The following is a 16,439-nucleotide window of genomic DNA, read 5'->3' on the forward strand; positions in this document are numbered from 1 at the left end:
GGTTTTTCACTGCCACAGATTCAACAAAGAGTAAGCAAAGATGAGCGATATGCATTCCCCTACTTCTCAAGTAGCGGCTCTGATTAGCCGAGGCAAAGAACAAGGTTACTTAACTTACGCTGAGGTTAACGATCATCTGCCGGACTCGATTACTGAAAGCGAACAGATTGAAGACATTATTCAAATGCTTCAAGACGTTGGTATTCCTGTACACGAGCGTGCACCTGAATCTGACGATACCATGTTCGGTGAGTCGGCTGACGCAACTGATGAGGTTGCTGAAGAAGAAGCTGCTGCCGTACTTGCATCGGTTGAAAATGAGCCTGGACGTACGACAGACCCTGTACGTATGTACATGCGTGAAATGGGTACAGTTGAACTATTAACCCGTGAAGGTGAAATCAGCATTGCCAAACGTATTGAAGAAGGTATCCGTGATGTCCTTAATTCAATTGCTTACTGGCCAAATGCTGTTGAAGTTGTATTAAAAGAATATAATGATTTTTTAACTGGCGAACGCCGTCTTGCAGATATTTTATCAGGCTACCTCGATCCTGAAACCGATGAAGATATTCCAGAAGTTTTAGAAGAAGTTGAAGAACTTGAAGAAGAAGACGAATCATCTTCAAAATCAACGAAAGAAGTTAAGCTTGATGATGACGATGAAGAAGAAGAGTCTGAAGGTGATGATGACTCTGAAGGCGATTCAGGTCCAGACCCTGAGGTTGCAAAAGTTCGTTTTACTGAACTAGAAGCTGCTTGGGCTAAAACAAAAGCTGTTGTTGAAAAACATGGTCGTAACAGTCCAGAGGCTGAAGAAGCTTTAGAAGCTTTAGCTACTGTGTTCATGATGTTTAAATTTACACCACGTTTATTTGACATCATCTCTGAAATGATTCGTGGTACACATGAGCAAATTCGTGCCAATGAACGTGAAATCATGCGTTATGCAGTACGTCGTGGCCGTATGGATCGTACTCAATTCCGTACATCTTTCCCTAAACAGGAATCTAATCCAGCTTGGTTAGATGAACAAATTGCTAAAGCACCTGCTGAAATCAAGGCACATTTAGAAAAAGTTCGTCCAGATGTTTTAGCATTCCAACAAAAGATTGCAGATATTGAGAAAGAGCTTAGTTTAAGCGTTGCTGAAATTAAAGATATCTCTAAACGTATGGCGATTGGCGAAGCGAAAGCACGTCGCGCTAAGAAAGAAATGGTAGAAGCCAACCTCCGTTTGGTAATTTCAATTGCGAAGAAATATACCAACCGTGGTTTACAGTTCCTTGACTTGATTCAAGAAGGGAACATTGGTTTGATGAAAGCTGTAGACAAGTTTGAATACCGTCGTGGTTATAAATTCTCGACTTATGCAACTTGGTGGATTCGTCAGGCGATTACTCGTTCGATTGCCGATCAGGCTCGTACAATTCGTATTCCAGTACACATGATTGAAACAATTAACAAGATCAACCGTGTATCTCGTCAATTGTTACAAGAAATGGGCCGTGAACCAACACCTGAAGAATTAGGTGAACGTTTAGAAATGGATGAAGTTAAGGTTCGTAAAGTACTTAAAATTGCTAAAGAACCGATTTCGATGGAAACACCTATTGGTGATGATGAAGATTCACATCTTGGGGATTTCATTGAAGATCAAAACATCACTTCTCCAATTGATGCTGCGACTTCAGAAGGCTTAAAAGAAGCAACTCGTGAAGTATTGGAAAACTTAACTGAACGTGAAGCAAAAGTATTGAAGATGCGTTTTGGTATTGATATGCCAACCGATCACACACTTGAAGAAGTTGGCAAACAATTTGATGTAACGCGTGAACGTATCCGTCAGATTGAAGCGAAAGCATTGCGTAAATTACGCCACCCTTCTCGTTCTGAACATTTACGTTCTTTCTTGGAAAATGACTAAGTTTTGAAAGCTTGAAATTTCAAAACCAAGCCCCATTTAATAGAAAGAGCTATAAACGCCTGCGATAATGCAGGCGTTTCAAATCATGAGGTAACTTATGTTAGACCGCACTCCATCTCGCGAACTACAAGAACATCTTTGGGTATTTCCGATGGATTATCCAATTAAACTTATTGGCGATGCGGGTGAAGAATTACGTGTTGCTGTAGTCGATATTTTGGTAAAACATTTTCCAGACTTCGACCACTCAACATTAAAAGTTCAAGAATCTCGCACCGGCAAGTATCATTCTTTAACAGCACAATTGCGCTTTGAAGAATTGGAACAAGTTCATGCACTTTATGCTGACTTGGCTGCTTGTCCGCAGATTAGAACTGCGCTTTAATTTTAAGTTCTTCAATCAATACCACAGTCAGGCATTCTTACTGTGGTATTTTTTTTGGAAATTTTAAAAACTTCCTACCACGAAAAACCTTACAAATATTTAGAATTCCTTTTATAAAATCCTTTAAAATTACAAGATTTTCGGCTTTTATCTAGTAGATATTAACTGGGCGCCGCATAAACTAATTATAGGAAGAGATTGTGATGAGCCTTGATAAACCTAACTTAATCATTCGGCAATGGAACGATTTACAAGATTATCAAAGCAAGTTTGAAACCATGAAACTCTTAACAAATGAGCGAGATCAAGATACGCCTGATGAGTTATGGTTACTTCAACATCATAATGTTTTAACTCAAGGTCAAGCTGGTAAACCTGAACACATCCTAATTTCATCAGATATTCCTGTAGTGCAAACTGACCGTGGTGGACAAGTGACTTGGCATGGACCTGGTCAACTTGTTGCTTACTTCATGTTTGATCTTAATCGTCTAAAATGGAACGTACGAACATTGGTCAGTTTTGCTGAACAATTCATGATAGATGTTTTAAAAAAATACGGAATTGAAGCGTATGCTAAGCCTGATGCTCCAGGAGTATATGTCGATGGCCGTAAGATTGGTTCCTTAGGTTTTAAAATTCGTCGTGGTCGTAGCTACCATGGGTTAGCGCTAAATCTGGACTGTGCCCTAGATGGGTTCCAGACGATCAATCCTTGTGGCTACGCTGGTTTAGAAATGGTGCGTATACAAGATTTGGTGACTCCTTATCCATCATTCACTCAACTTTGCCAAGACTTTATTGAGTATATTAAGAACACTGGATACTTTAATGACCCAGAAGTCAAAACTGAATAAATCGCTTTGCGATGAAATAAAAATGGATTAGAGTAATTACTCTAAATTTGCTTTTGCATAATTTTAACAAGGGATACGCGAGTGATTTCGACAAAAGCTGTAAAGCCTACTCTGCAACTTGCCTACGTTAAGCTCATGATGGATGTTGTTGGTCGTGGCTTAGTCATGGCAAGTCAAGTGGACACTGAAATACAAGAGGAAGTATCTAAATTTCCTGTTCACTTTGTACTTTCAATGAATGTTTTCCCAAATGGACCAGCATTTTTTGCTCGAGTCACAGAAGACAAACAGTTAGAGCTACTCAAAAGAGCTGAAAGAAAGCCAGACTTAACTATTACATTCAAACATGTAACTCATGCCTTTTTAGTATTTTCTTTTCAAGAAAGTACTGCCCAAGCATTTGCTAATGACCGAATGATTGCTGATGGCGATGTATCTGCTGCCATTCGCTTAGTACGCTGTCTAAATAAAATGGAATCTCTCATTTTACCTAAATTGGTTGCGTCTCTTGCAGTCAAAGAATACCCAACCGAACTCACCCTAAAAGAAAAATTCAACGAAGCTGCAAATATTTACTTAAAAGTAGCTAAGTCCTATTTCAAGCGGAGCGCATAACATGGCTAAACCATATTACGAATTCTTTTGTCCTGTAAAAGTCATTGCCGGTAATGCTGCGTTAGAACATATTCCGTTTGAACTTGCGACTTTAGGTGCAAAACGTCCGCTCATCATTACAGATAAAGGTGTGCGCGCAAATGGCCTACTCAACCCGATTGAAGCTGCGTTCAGTACGACTGATGCTGTCATTGGTCATGTGTTTGATGATGTTCCACCAGACTCAAGTTTAGAAGTCGTTCGTCTTGCCGCAGAAGCTTATCGCAAGAATAAATGCGATGCGATTATTGCTGTAGGCGGTGGTTCAGTTATCGATACTTCTAAAGCAACTAACATTTTAGTGTCTGAAGGTGGAGATGACTTACTTCAATATTCTGGTGCACACAACCTACCAAAACCATTAAAACCATTTTTCGTAATTCCGACTACATCAGGTACGGGATCTGAAGTGACTATGGTTGCCGTGGTTTCAGATACGCAAAAGAATGTTAAATTGGCATTTGCCTCTTATTACTTAATGCCACATGCAGCGATTTTAGATCCGCGCATGACACTTACATTGCCACCTCATTTAACTGCAATGACAGGTATGGATGCCTTAACACATTGTGTTGAAGCCTATACATGTATGGCTGCCAATCCACTTAGCGATGCTTATGCAAGTGCTGGAATTAAAAAGATTAGTGAAAACCTATTTAATGTCCTAGAAAACCCAAATGACTCACAAGGTCGTTTAGAACTAGCACAAGCCTCTACAATGGCAGGTATTGCATTCTCTAACTCAATGGTAGGCCTTGTACATTCTTTAGGTCATGCTTTAGGTGCTGTTGCTCACCTGCCTCACGGTTTATGTATGAATTTATTCTTACCATATGTCCTTGAATATAATAAGCAGGTAAATGGCCAGAAAATTGGTGAATTACTATTGCCATTAGCTGGTGCTGATATCTATGCACAAACTCCAGCAACTCAACGTGCAGACAGAGCGATTGCAACAATTTTAGCGATGCGTGATCGTTTATTTACCTTAACCAAGTTACCACGTACTTTACGTGAAACTGGCAAAGTAACTGAAGCACAGCTCGATGAAGTTGCAGAAAAAGCACTAAATGACGGCTCAATTATTTACAATCCTAAAGAAGCAAGCCTAAAAGATATCCGCGATATTTTACAAAAGGCATGGTAATAAGATAAGTTAAATCAAAAATCCCCCATAAGGTCCTGATTTTTATATAAAATCAGGACCTTTTTTATAGATGTGAATCTATATTCATCATTTTATTTGTAAATATGGCAAAAAATTTGCTAAAAAATCGATGAAAGTACTGACAATTTGCATCAATTTAGGATAGATTGGCGCACTTTATCTTTTTCTGTAGGGGGGATCGTTCGTCTCAAACGATCCTTAACACCAAGCTGATCCTTGATCAACGATTATGAGGATAACGCCGTTGACAACTATCTCTGGGACTCCGTCTGTAGTTAAGCTACGAAAAACGCTAGGTCTTTGGCATATTATTATTATTGGTTTAGCCTATATTCAGCCAATGACATTATTTGACACATTCGGTCTAGTTTCCGAAGAAAGTCATTACCATGTTCCAACTTCGTACATTTTTGCATTAATTGCCATTTTGCTAACATCGATTAGTTATGGACATATGATTAAGCGCTATCCATCTTCAGGTTCAGCTTATACCTATGCACAAAAATCAATTCACCCTAATGTTGGTTTTATGGTGGGTTGGTCATCTTGGTTAGATTATTTGCTTTCACCAATGGTCAATATTATTTTGGCTGGTATTTATCTTGATGCATTATTTCCTACAGTCAATCATTGGGTATGGGTAATTGTATTAACCGCTTTCATGACTGGTATTAACTTACGTGGCGCACGCTTTGTTGCTAATTTTAATAGCCTGATTGTATTTGTACAATTACTCGTGATCGGCATATTTACTTATCTAGTCTATAGCAAATTACAAATGGGCTATAATGCAGAAGGTCCAATTACAGAAGCAACCCGTTATCAGTTATGGAGCTTAGAGCCTTTCTGGAATGAGTTGACATCCGTAGGGGCATTAGTCACTGGTGCAACATTACTTTGCTTCTCGTTTACTGGATTCGACTCTTTAAGTTCTTTAGCAGAAGAAACAAAAGACACTGAGAAAACATTACCTAAAGCGATTTTCTTAACAGCACTTATCGCTGGTGTAATCTTTGTCATCAGTACTTACTTCATGCAAATTTACTTCCCACATGATCCTAAAAACTACTTTGAAGATGTTGCAGCAACACAGCCAGACATTTTATTACTTGTAGGTGGTTCATTATTTCAATCATACGTTCTTGCTTTTGCAATTATTACTGTCATGGCATCTGGTATTTCAGCTCATGCAGGTGTATCGCGCTTAATGTATGCAATGGGACGTGATGGTGTAATCAATAAAAAAATCTTTGGTCATGTTAGTCCAAAGAACTATACGCCTTCATACAATATTCTTATTGTTGGTGTTGTAGCACTAGCAGCAGGTTTCATGAGCTTAGATATTGTCATTTCAATGATTAGCTTTGGTGCGTTAACTGCATTCACATTTGTTAATTTATCAGTGATTTCACGCTATGCTTTACGTGATGGCCGCACAAAGAATTTCAAAGATATTTTTAACTTTGTAATTATTCCACTTCTTGGCTTCTTCAGTATTTTCGCTCTATGGCTTGAGATTGAAGAGACAGCCTTGAAATATGGATTATGGTGGGCAATGTTCGGTATTTTATACCTAGGTTATAAAACTAAAGGTTTTAAATATCAAGCACCTCAACATAATGAACATGAATAACCATCCCTCATAAAAAAGGCGCTTAAAGCGCCTTTTTTATGGTCAAATTAACCAAAAATTTTGTTCACAATATTTTGTACACGTTGAGCATAGAGTTTCGCTGTTTCAAGGTCTCCAGCAGGGACTTCCTCTACACTTGCATCAGAAGGTGATTGAACTAAAAGTCCAACTGAACCACCTAAGTTATTTACATCTTCACGTGTTGCATCTTTTGTATTCGCTGGTAATAAACCAAGGCTCACCCAAATTCCACCATGTTGCGATGCTAAAGTCTGTAATTGAATAAGCGTAACCTGCTTATCCCCATTTAAGCTCGCGCTGTTTGTAAAGCCTGCAAATACTTTATCTTGCCAACCACGTGTAAACCAAACTTTTGAAGTTGCATCAGCAAACTTTTTAAACTGCCATGGTGCTGTACCCATATAAGTCGGAGCACCAAAAACAATCCCCTTCGCATCATTTAATGTCTGCCAATCTTGCTCAGTAATATTACCTTCTTGATCAATTTGGATGAGCTGAGCATTAATTTCGTTTGCAAACGTTTCAGCCACTACTTTGGTATGGCCATAACCAGAGAAATATACAACCGCGATATTAGAGTTAGACATGGGAGCAAACCTTTGTTTTATTAAATTCCACTTTATGATATATTTTAGAAACTAGGTGTCAATTAGTTACTAACTGGTAACTATGGTAATTTTTTAAGAAATTAGTAGGTAAATAGTATGAATGAATGTCTAAAATATAATGTTTTTCAACAACATTGCCCTGCTCGTTTATTTTTTGAAAAAATTGCAGATAAGTGGGTTTTATTAATTTTAAATGTGCTTGAAGAGGAAACTCAGCACTTCAACTTGCTCAAAAAGAATATTCAAGGTATTTCGCCTAAAGTCTTATCACAGAAGTTAAAAATGCTGGAAAGAGATGGTTTTATTGAGCGTAAAATTCAGAATACGTCTCCTATTCGTGTTGATTACTCACTAACTTCACTGGGACAAAATGTCGCTTCAATGGCGTTCCAATTAAAGGAATGGGCCGAAACCAATATTGAACAGGTTTTAGCAGCCCAAATGACTTATGATGAAAAAGTGCTAGAGCAAGCTTAACTCATACTTCCTTTAAAATTTTATCGCTCATGAGTGGCTCAACTTAATTAATTTTAATCGGCTCAGGTGGTGCACTTATTTTAAATTGGATAGTTAAAGGTTCACATTGCTTTAACTCTTGATCATTCTTCAAATAGTTGCTTTCTAGACCATATTTCCAAGTACCATTCATGACGTCAAATGCTGGATAATTGACAATAAAAGTTTTGGTTTCACCTGGCAGATATTCGTAAGTTTGAGTCTCTTTACACTCATTTTCTGGATAAGAGCGCTTCATGTTTCCAAGTAAATAGAGTTCTAAAGGTACATAACATGCAGGTTGTTTTTCTTGTATTTTCTCTAATCCCTTATTAGTTTGAGTAATCTGCAAAGCCAGAGTACCGTTTAGAGTTAACTGCTGTGCATATTTAAAAACAGTTTCTTTTTCTATGGGTTCCCGCGTTACATTATTGAGAAACTGTAGTTTGCGATGTAAGCCATTACAGCCATCTTCAACGGGTGCAGGCAACCAAATTTCATTATCTTTTGAGTCGCCTTTCTCTCCATCGGCCGGTGTTTCAAAATCACCCGGTTTACCAGGTTTAGTCGGATATCCTGATCCCCCTAAACTTGCACCACCTGCGAATAAATCCTCTCCACAAGCGGTTAAAAGACCACCTGTCAAAATGAAGCTCATGGATATTATTAATTTTTTATAAGTTGTTTTCGTCATATTGATAAGCTCCGAAACGGAAAGTTTTTGTTGCACCCTCTTTTCCTTCATCGAGTGCACAACGTTCAATAGCTAATTTAAGTACTTGTAGTGATAAATCTTCCCATAAACGTAAACTTGCTTCTTTAAGTATAGTGATCGATTCATCTGTTAGTTCATCAGCAAAAATTGCTTGTTCTAAATAGGGTTCTTTTTCGGGCTGAAATAAATTATGAACTCCTGCAGCTAAATGTGCTTCTAAGTTATTTGTTAATAATTTTCGAACCTCGAATTGCTCAACATCAGGCATAAAACTACGCTGCTGCAACATCACAAGGCCATCTTCTTCTTTCACAATATTTAGGCGTTCGAGTTCATTCAAAATAGATCTTGGATGCTTTTCAGTTGAGAATTTCTTTACTAAATTTTCAAAACTAACCTGATCATTACTTACAAATGGAATTTTTTCTGCCAATCCCTCTGCAAGCCACAAACCAATCACCCGAGCAGGAACACTTACTGGCTCTGCTACTTTGGCCTCTGTTAAAGGCTGTCCAGCCTGCATTGCCTTTTTAAATGCATTTACGTCTTTGCGATGTAACCCTGAAAGTAAACTGACTGCTGAATCAGTTGGCTTTTGCTCTATACGCTCTAGCTCACTTAAAGCCTGTTGATAGAAAACAGGTTTTAAAGCAGTTACAAAGTCGTTATATCCCACTCCTGAACGAATTAACCATTGCGTCAGGTATTCCATTAACATTAATACCTGCTTTTGATTAAGTTCTGCATTGTTCGTTTGGAGTGTGGTCATAGAGTAACAATTTTCCTTCATATTTGAAAAACAGTATGGGCCGAGCAATTGTCACACTGAACGGTTTAAGATGCAATTTTCATTCTTAGACCTCTTTGGGAAACCGATCTACATAATGATTTGGTGCATTAAAATGGGTAAAAGAAATACTAATTGAGACATCCAAACTTTCTACGCTATGCCACCAACCAATCGGGATGAATAGAGCTTCCCCTGCATTCAAAATACATTCAACAGGAGTAATTGATTTTGCTAAAGGATATTTTTCAAAATCAATTTTATTTGTATCACTCAACTCACTAAATACCCAATGATCGTTATATAGATGAGGAACTTGCAATGCAGGAATTAAAGTTACTTTTTTGCTCCCATAAATTTGAACTAACATATTATTCGTTAAATCATGATGTAAAGGTGTAAATGTTCCTTTAGGTCCAAACCATAAAAAACTACGGTCATCCTTTAAAGCCAAATCACAGTAACCATCTGCAAAATCATCTATATCTGAAAATAATTCTTGAAGCATCTGATGACTATTTGATGCATTATTTGCAGTCATATAAAAATCGTTACTAGCATCAACTGACATAACTTTTGATACAAACTCTGCCATCTTCATTTTTTGTTTTAATGATGGAGAATGTCTTTCAAACTGTTCATCTAAATTTCTATTCATCTGAACCTCAACTAAATGATGGCCAAATTTAGAAGCAAAATATTGCGGAGACCATTTGTGCAAAGCTGGCCAATGTTCTATTCCTTTTTTTAAAATCACAGGGCGATGTTGACTATAGTAATCCTTTATAAAACCAGAGAACCGTGGAGCAGTAATTGAAGGAATTTCTTTACTATAGTCAGAGTTTAGCTGTGCTAATTGATCTACAGTTTCTATTAACCATTCACGTTTTTTAAGTTGATGATGCTTTTTCTTCAAAATTTTATATAACTTATTATTTTCTAAATTATTTAAATATTCTTTTACTTTTAAACCATCATGCCCCTGCTCTATTAATATTTTTATAATTTCCGAAGACGTTACCTCATTTAAAACTTGTTCAATTATCCACTCTTGATCATGATCCAATAAAGTCTGAAATTTCAAATCATTCATTTCAAACTTTGGTTCAAATCCATTTGCTTTTAATACATCGACTAATTGTTCAACTCCACACCCTTTTTCTAAGTTTTCTTCAAGCCAGTTTTTCCACTCTAATGGCAACTGGTCAAACCATTTTTGGCTTTGTTCGAATATTTCAATTTGATTATAAGCTGCCATGTTGAACCTTTTTTCAAATTTGATCTTTACAACTGCATTATAATTGATCTATTTTAAAAATGTTAAATTTTCACATTTTTAATAAAAAAAGGGTTCATGTGATGAATAACATACTAAAAGGAAGCAGCATTGCTTTGATTTTTATAGCTTTAAGTGGTTGCGGATCTGATGATAACGATTCGGAACCGACACCGACACCGACACCGACACCGACACCGACACCAACACCAACACCAACACCAACACCAACACCAACACCAACACCAACACCAACACCAACACCAACACCAACACCAACACCAACACCAACACCAACACCAACAAGTGTAGCGGATCGCTTTGTTGGAAGTTGGTTAGCAGGCAAAGGAGGTTGTATTAACGGTTCTGCTCTAAAAATGAATGTCATTAAGGTTTCTGATAACAGCGTGCGATTTGCCAGTGAAACAGTACGTTATGAGAATGAATCGAACTGTACAGGTAACATTGTTGCAAGTTACCGCCAAGCTGAAGATTTTAGTCTGGTTTCAAATATTGGAGCACCTCAGACAGTACAAACCTCAAGCTATAACAAAGTAGATTGGCAGCTTGTAGTAGCAGGAAAGCTAACGCAGAAACAGCCAGCTATTTTAGGGTTTAAAAATGCAAACCAATTCTGTCTAGTTCCTACAGATGAACCAAATGCGATACATAATTATTTGCAGCAAGCAAACTTTGATCTCACAAATACCTGCTTCACAAAAACAACTCCACCAGCAAGCATGCAAAAGCCAACTCAAGTATTGGCAACAGCAAGTTTTAGACTAGGAGATAATAAGGAATCTTGGGCAGACGTATTAAGTCAACTTAATGATCAAGGACGCCAAGGCTACGCTCTTCTCACGCCATCTGTAAGATTAGATAATCCGGATGGAAGCTTTGCGCTGTATAAAAATTTATATGTTAAAAACAATAAATCCACTGACACATACACCTATAAAACAGTTGATGTTAAAACTAATTCAGTAGCAAACCGTTATTTACTATGGGTGAATGAGTTAAATAAACAAGGTAGCTTAGGCTATATATATAAGCTTTCATTTGGCGAGGTTACATCTGATACAGATAAATATTTATTTGTGAAAAATGATAAGAAACCTGCAACCTATTCGTATTCTAATCGCTTCTTAACCAACACTTCTCGCACAAGTATTCTAAATGCCTTCAATGAACTTGGTGCACAAGGTTGTAAGCTAATTTACGCAAACTCAGAATTCACTAATAATGGCACAACGAATGGAACCTTCTATGTACCTACTTGCGTAAATAGCAGTACCCATAACGGAACCTATGCATATCGTTATTTTGAAGTTCCACAACATATTCCTTTCAACAAGGATGATGCAATTAAACTTGAAAAACTTCTTAAAGAACAGGCAGCTGAAGGTTACAGATTAGTCGACGCGAACAATAACCTAGGCTTCTTTAATATTGATGGTTATCTATTTGAGCGCGACAGTGAAAATACAGGACCTATTGAATATAAAGTATTTATTGAAGATGCTGCATCCGAAACAGATGAGCCTTATATTTTTGAAAATCGGATTCAAGACCAAGGTACATTAGGCTGGTTCTTTGCAGTTCGACTTGGATCGGTCTATACCAACTCACCAACAAATTATGATTTAGCAAGTGGTGTTGTTTTCCCCAAATAAGACATCTAAAAACAAATAAGGCCACAACTGTGGCCTTATTTTTATTTAAAAACTATTAACTTATCCTAAGTTTTTAAAACCCTGCTGACGCCATGCTTCATAAACAATCACAGCCGTTGCATTAGATAAATTTAAACTTCTTGAGTTTTCAGCCATTGGCAAACGAATCCACTGTTCTTGTGGAAACATCAAGCGAACATGCTCAGGCAAACCGCGTGTTTCTGGTCCCATCAGTAAAGCCACAGGTCGATTCAAATCAACTGTATGCGGAGTTGCAGAACCTTTAGTGGTGAGTGGAAAAACATGCTCGACACCTTTAGCTTTCAAGTCGGCAAGGCAAAGTTCTATGTTGTCCCAAATTTGCATACGTGCCCATTCATGATAATCAAGGCCTGCCCGTTTGAGCTTTTTATCATCCAATTCAAAACCTAAAGGCTTGACTAAATGTAGCTGTGCACCAGTATTAGCACATAAACGAATGATATTGCCTGTATTGGCAGGAATTTCAGGCTCGTATAGGACAACATGAATCACAAATTTTCTCGACTTTAATAACCAGCAATAAACTCAAATGAACTTATTGCCATTTTAACTGTTCACGTAAATTCACCACTTCACCAATAATGGTTAAAGTCGGTGCTACGATATGATGTTCAGACACTTTTGTTGCGATATCAGCTAATGTTCCAACCACAACTTTCTGGTCTGGTGTGGTTCCTTTAGAGATTAAAGCTACCGGCATATCAGCACGTTGGCCATGAGCAATAAGTTGTTCACAAATACGCTCCAAACCAACTAGCCCCATATATAAAACTAAAGTTTGATTTTCATAAACTAGCTCATTCCAAGGAAGTTCAGGTGAACCTTCCTTTAAATGCCCAGTCAAGAAACGAACACTTTGTGCATAATCACGATGTGTTAATGGAATGCCCGCATAAGCTGAACAGCCTGATGCTGCTGTTATACCTGGTACAACTTGGAAAGTGACATTCGCCTCAACGAGCTCTTGAATCTCTTCACCACCACGTCCAAAGATAAATGGATCACCACCCTTTAAACGACAAACACGCTTTCCTTTTTGAGCATATTCAACCAGTAAAGCATTAATACCATCTTGGGGAACGGAGTGATTTGAACGGGCTTTACCGACATAAATTTTAGTCGCATCACGACGGCAAAGCTCTAAAATGGGCGCAGAAACAAGACGATCATAAATCACAACATCAGCTTGCTGCATAAGACGTAATGCTTTTAGTGTCAGTAACTCCGGATCACCCGGTCCAGCGCCTACCAAATAAACTTCACCTTTAGGTGCAGTCCATTCTGTTAAGGCTTGCTGAATCAAACCATTTGCAACTTCTAAATTGTCATTGAAAACTTGTTCTTTCAATGGGCTAGCATAGAGGTTTTCCCAAAAAATCCGACGCTCATCTGGATTGGGAATTTTTTCTTTTACCTGCTTACGCCACTGACCAGAAAACTCAGCCAACTTACCCATGCCATGCGGAACAATTGTTTCTATTTGAGTACGAAGTTGTCTTGATAAAACTGGTGATGCACCATTTGAAGCGACAGAAATAATTAACGGAGAACGATCAATAATAGCTGGAACCATAAAGCGACAATGTGGAATATCATCAACACTATTGACCAATAAATTACGCGCTTCACATTGTTCAAAAACAGCTTTATTCACTTGCGCATCATTAGTTGCAGCAATCACCAATCGATATGGTGTATTTAATATTTTTTCAGCAAAGGACTCGGCAAAATACTCTCCGCCTGTCGTTTTGACTAAATGTAAAAGCTGCTCTTCAATTGCAGGAGCAATAATATCGATTACTGCTCCCGCTTTGGCTAAAAGATTTGCTTTGCGCAATGCAATATGCCCACCACCCACAATCAGACAATGTTGCTGTTGCAACTTTAAAGAGATTGGAAAAATATCCACCTTAAACCTCTACATTAATCATCTGATTTGGGTTAAGCAAAAACCGTGCACAATTTAGATGCAAAGCTTAGTCAATAAACGTTGCACCACCCATATATGGGCGTAATACTTCTGGAATCTCGATAGAACCGTCTTGACGTTGGTAATTTTCCATTACAGCAAGCAAAGTACGTCCAACTGCCAGACCTGAACCATTTAGTGTATGCACCAATTCGGTCTTCTTTTGATCCATTCTGTAGCGTGCTTTCATGCGGCGTGCCTGAAAATCACCCATATTAGAGCAACTAGAGATTTCCCGATAAGTATTTTGGCTTGGAACCCAAACTTCTAAGTCGTAAGTTTTGGTAGCACCAAAGCCCATATCCCCACCACAGAGCAAAATTTTGCGATATGGCAAACCTAGTGCCTGCAAAATGCCCTCAGCATGTGCAGTAAGCTCTTCAAGTGCTTGCATAGATGTTTCAGGTTTAACGATTTGCACCATCTCAACTTTATCAAATTGATGCTGACGAATTAAACCACGGGTATCACGACCATAAGAACCAGCTTCACTACGGAAACATGGCGTATGCGCTGCATATTTTAAAGGCAAACGTTCGGTATCAATAATCTCATCGCGAACGAAGTTAGTAACTGGAACTTCTGCTGTAGGGATGAGGTAATATTCTTTTTCACCTTGAAGTTTGAATAAATCTTCTTCAAATTTTGGCAACTGACCTGTACCACGAAGTGAATCAGCATTTACCAAATAAGGCACGTAAGCTTCTGTATAGCCATTCTTTAAAGTATGGGTATCAAGCATGAACTGTGTTAACGCACGTTGTAGACGCGCTAAAGAACCTTTCAGTACGCTAAAACGTGAACCAGTCAATTTAGTAGCAGTTTCAAACTCTAAACCACCCATCCACTCACCTAAGTCAGTATGATCTTTGATTTCAAAATCAAACTGACGAGGCGTACCCCATTTTGAGATTTCAACGTTATCATCTTCATCTTTACCAGCAGGAACAGACTCATCTGGTAAGTTAGGAATACTCAACGCTTTTTGTTCAATCTCGTTTTGTAACTCTGACAAAGCAACTTCAGCAGCTTTGATTTCGTCGCCAATGGCTTGCATACGCGCCATGATCTCAGAAGCATCACCACCGGATTTTTTAATCTGACCCACTTGTTTTGCACCGGCATTACGTTCTGCCTGCAATTTTTCAGTTTTTGATTGCAAATCTTTACGGCGAGTTTCTAAAGAAGCCCATTCTTGAACATCTAATTGAACACCGCGTTTTGCCAAAGCCGCATTAACGGCTTCAATATTATTTCTGAGTAACTTAGGGTCGATCATAATCAATCATAATATGGGTAAAAAACTGGCTATAGTGTAAGGCCTTAACACTAAAAAATATAGTGATCATATTCATAACGAATAGCTTTCACACAATTCTTAGAATAGATCACTTATTTTAAAAGTTATAGTTTGGCACACTTGGCAAATACTCAGGTTTAATGAACTTACCCGCTTCAAAATATGGCAGCGTTAATTCAGACATTCCCTCTGCATATGAAGCCAGCTCATAAATTGGATAGACAAATACAATGCCATTAGCACCATAGTAGAAATTATCGCTTAGCTGAAGTTTTTCACGGCTAATATTGTGTGCTTGAAGCCAATTTGTATTTGCTTCAAAAAGAGCATCAACCAACTGTTTTTCAACATCTGGCTGAATAAGTTCAGCAACAGTAATGTGCTTTTTATTTAATAAGTCAAAATTTACAAATTCTTGATGAGACATGCCGTGTGCAGCACCAGCTGAGTACGAATAAGTCTGTAATGCAAAGGTGGCAAGATTATAGTTTTGCCCTAAATAGCGAACATAAATTGCACTCTGACTTGAACTTGGTTCACCTTCAGGTACTTCAACTGGTTGATCGGCTAAATTTGCAAAAGCATTCGGATCTGCTTTCTTTATACGATTGGTGAAGTAATCATTAATCCATTTTTGATTGGTCTGTACTGTTTGAAAATCATACTCAGTACAACCATCTTCTAAGCAAACTTTTGATTTTGACAATTTTACTGGGATTACTTTTGCTTGAATTACAGGAACACCAGCCTCTTTCGTTTCTTTAACTTTTGCAGTCGAAGCAGCCTGCTCTTCTTTGGCTGCTGACTTTGGTTGACAACCAGTCACAATTGCCATTGCAGCCATTAATGGAAGAATACAAATAATTTTCTTATCGTAAAGTCGCATAATAATCCCCATGAATTTACCTCTAACACTATACAAAGCGTAA

The 16,439-nt window shown here is 38.0% G+C and carries 16 protein-coding genes; 8 read left to right on the forward strand and 8 right to left on the reverse strand.

What is annotated here, in order from left to right; all coding sequences use genetic code 11:
* Window positions 1-40 precede the first annotated feature (40 nt).
* The 6 genes from rpoD to J655_RS17500 all read left to right on the forward strand — a co-directional run bounded on the left by rpoD (window position 41) and on the right by J655_RS17500 (window position 6,624).
* Window positions 41-1,927: an RNA polymerase sigma factor RpoD gene (rpoD, locus tag J655_RS17475; protein ID WP_002116414.1), complete on the forward strand. Its 1,887-nt coding sequence runs from the start codon at window positions 41-43 to the stop codon at window positions 1,925-1,927.
* Between the two features lie 97 nt (window positions 1,928-2,024).
* Window positions 2,025-2,312 (forward strand): YbeD family protein, encoded by a 288-nt coding sequence (locus J655_RS17480; protein WP_002116017.1) that lies wholly within the window; start codon window positions 2,025-2,027, stop codon window positions 2,310-2,312.
* A 203-nt stretch (window positions 2,313-2,515) separates the two neighbouring features.
* Entirely contained in the window at window positions 2,516-3,169 is a 654-nt protein-coding gene (gene lipB / locus J655_RS17485; RefSeq protein WP_005064548.1) for a lipoyl(octanoyl) transferase LipB, read from the forward strand.
* Between the two features lie 81 nt (window positions 3,170-3,250).
* Entirely contained in the window at window positions 3,251-3,784 is a 534-nt protein-coding gene (locus J655_RS17490) for a hypothetical protein (protein WP_005072911.1), read from the forward strand.
* 1 nt (window position 3,785) lies between these two features.
* Window positions 3,786-4,970, forward strand: coding sequence for an iron-containing alcohol dehydrogenase (locus J655_RS17495; RefSeq protein ID WP_002116403.1), 1,185 nt, complete (start codon window positions 3,786-3,788; stop codon window positions 4,968-4,970).
* Window positions 4,971-5,220: 250 nt separating this feature from the next.
* A complete protein-coding gene (locus tag J655_RS17500; protein WP_005064540.1) occupies window positions 5,221-6,624 on the forward strand; it encodes an APC family permease in 1,404 nt (467 codons plus the stop codon).
* Between the two features lie 47 nt (window positions 6,625-6,671).
* Here the strand turns inward: J655_RS17500 and J655_RS17505 are convergent, their stop codons facing one another.
* Window positions 6,672-7,232 carry a flavodoxin family protein gene (locus tag J655_RS17505; RefSeq protein WP_005064539.1) on the reverse strand — a complete coding sequence of 187 codons (561 nt, stop codon included), beginning with the start codon at window positions 7,230-7,232 and terminating at the stop codon, window positions 6,672-6,674.
* Window positions 7,233-7,349: 117 nt separating this feature from the next.
* On the opposite strand from J655_RS17505, the gene J655_RS17510 reads away from it, so the two are divergent.
* The gene (locus tag J655_RS17510) at window positions 7,350-7,730 is read left to right on the forward strand and encodes a winged helix-turn-helix transcriptional regulator (RefSeq protein WP_002116344.1); all 381 of its coding nucleotides are present in this window, start codon (window positions 7,350-7,352) and stop codon (window positions 7,728-7,730) included.
* A 43-nt stretch (window positions 7,731-7,773) separates the two neighbouring features.
* Here J655_RS17510 and J655_RS17515 read toward each other — a convergent pair whose 3' ends face one another.
* From J655_RS17515 to J655_RS17525, 3 genes are all read right to left on the reverse strand, one after another.
* A complete protein-coding gene (locus J655_RS17515) occupies window positions 7,774-8,406 on the reverse strand; it encodes a hypothetical protein (RefSeq protein ID WP_078224265.1) in 633 nt (210 codons plus the stop codon).
* 16 nt (window positions 8,407-8,422) lie between these two features.
* A complete protein-coding gene (locus J655_RS17520; protein WP_017400190.1) occupies window positions 8,423-9,232 on the reverse strand; it encodes a DUF6502 family protein in 810 nt (269 codons plus the stop codon).
* Between the two features lie 85 nt (window positions 9,233-9,317).
* Entirely contained in the window at window positions 9,318-10,508 is a 1,191-nt protein-coding gene (locus tag J655_RS17525) for a cupin-like domain-containing protein (protein WP_017400191.1), read from the reverse strand.
* Window positions 10,509-10,609: 101 nt separating this feature from the next.
* Between J655_RS17525 and J655_RS17530 the strand changes: the two genes are divergently transcribed.
* Window positions 10,610-12,199 (forward strand): PT dipeptide repeat lipoprotein, encoded by a 1,590-nt coding sequence (locus J655_RS17530; RefSeq protein WP_032006543.1) that lies wholly within the window; start codon window positions 10,610-10,612, stop codon window positions 12,197-12,199.
* A gap of 60 nt (window positions 12,200-12,259) precedes the next feature.
* Here the strand turns inward: J655_RS17530 and J655_RS17535 are convergent, their stop codons facing one another.
* The 4 genes from J655_RS17535 to J655_RS17550 all read right to left on the reverse strand — a co-directional run bounded on the left by J655_RS17535 (window position 12,260) and on the right by J655_RS17550 (window position 16,408).
* The gene (locus J655_RS17535; RefSeq protein WP_002116042.1) at window positions 12,260-12,733 is read right to left on the reverse strand and encodes a tRNA (cytidine(34)-2'-O)-methyltransferase; all 474 of its coding nucleotides are present in this window, start codon (window positions 12,731-12,733) and stop codon (window positions 12,260-12,262) included.
* A 43-nt stretch (window positions 12,734-12,776) separates the two neighbouring features.
* Window positions 12,777-14,150: a siroheme synthase CysG gene (cysG, locus tag J655_RS17540; protein ID WP_032042404.1), complete on the reverse strand. Its 1,374-nt coding sequence runs from the start codon at window positions 14,148-14,150 to the stop codon at window positions 12,777-12,779.
* Between the two features lie 67 nt (window positions 14,151-14,217).
* On the reverse strand, window positions 14,218-15,489 hold the full coding sequence (serS, locus tag J655_RS17545; protein ID WP_032006541.1) for a serine--tRNA ligase: 1,272 nt from the start codon (window positions 15,487-15,489) through the stop codon (window positions 14,218-14,220).
* A 118-nt stretch (window positions 15,490-15,607) separates the two neighbouring features.
* Complete coding sequence (locus J655_RS17550) at window positions 15,608-16,408, reverse strand: RsiV family protein (protein ID WP_032006540.1); 801 nt, start codon at window positions 16,406-16,408, stop codon at window positions 15,608-15,610.
* Between the last annotated feature and the right edge of the window lie 31 nt (window positions 16,409-16,439).

This window comes from Acinetobacter sp. 1294243, assembly GCF_000588015.1.
GTDB lineage: Bacteria > Pseudomonadota > Gammaproteobacteria > Pseudomonadales > Moraxellaceae > Acinetobacter > Acinetobacter pittii.

Coding starts and splice junctions, on each gene's coding strand:
- rpoD (WP_002116414.1), top strand. CDS start 41: ATGAGCGATATGCATTCCCCTACTTCTCAAGTAGCGGCTCTGATTAGC.
- J655_RS17480 (WP_002116017.1), top strand. CDS start 2,025: ATGTTAGACCGCACTCCATCTCGCGAACTACAAGAACATCTTTGGGTA.
- lipB (WP_005064548.1), top strand. CDS start 2,516: ATGAGCCTTGATAAACCTAACTTAATCATTCGGCAATGGAACGATTTA.
- J655_RS17495 (WP_002116403.1), top strand. CDS start 3,786: ATGGCTAAACCATATTACGAATTCTTTTGTCCTGTAAAAGTCATTGCC.
- J655_RS17500 (WP_005064540.1), top strand. CDS start 5,221: ATGAGGATAACGCCGTTGACAACTATCTCTGGGACTCCGTCTGTAGTT.
- J655_RS17505 (WP_005064539.1), bottom strand. CDS start 7,232: ATGTCTAACTCTAATATCGCGGTTGTATATTTCTCTGGTTATGGCCAT.
- J655_RS17510 (WP_002116344.1), top strand. CDS start 7,350: ATGAATGAATGTCTAAAATATAATGTTTTTCAACAACATTGCCCTGCT.
- J655_RS17515 (WP_078224265.1), bottom strand. CDS start 8,406: ATGAGCTTCATTTTGACAGGTGGTCTTTTAACCGCTTGTGGAGAGGAT.
- J655_RS17520 (WP_017400190.1), bottom strand. CDS start 9,232: ATGACCACACTCCAAACGAACAATGCAGAACTTAATCAAAAGCAGGTA.
- J655_RS17525 (WP_017400191.1), bottom strand. CDS start 10,508: ATGGCAGCTTATAATCAAATTGAAATATTCGAACAAAGCCAAAAATGG.
- J655_RS17530 (WP_032006543.1), top strand. CDS start 10,610: ATGAATAACATACTAAAAGGAAGCAGCATTGCTTTGATTTTTATAGCT.
- serS (WP_032006541.1), bottom strand. CDS start 15,489: ATGATCGACCCTAAGTTACTCAGAAATAATATTGAAGCCGTTAATGCG.
- J655_RS17550 (WP_032006540.1), bottom strand. CDS start 16,408: ATGGGGATTATTATGCGACTTTACGATAAGAAAATTATTTGTATTCTT.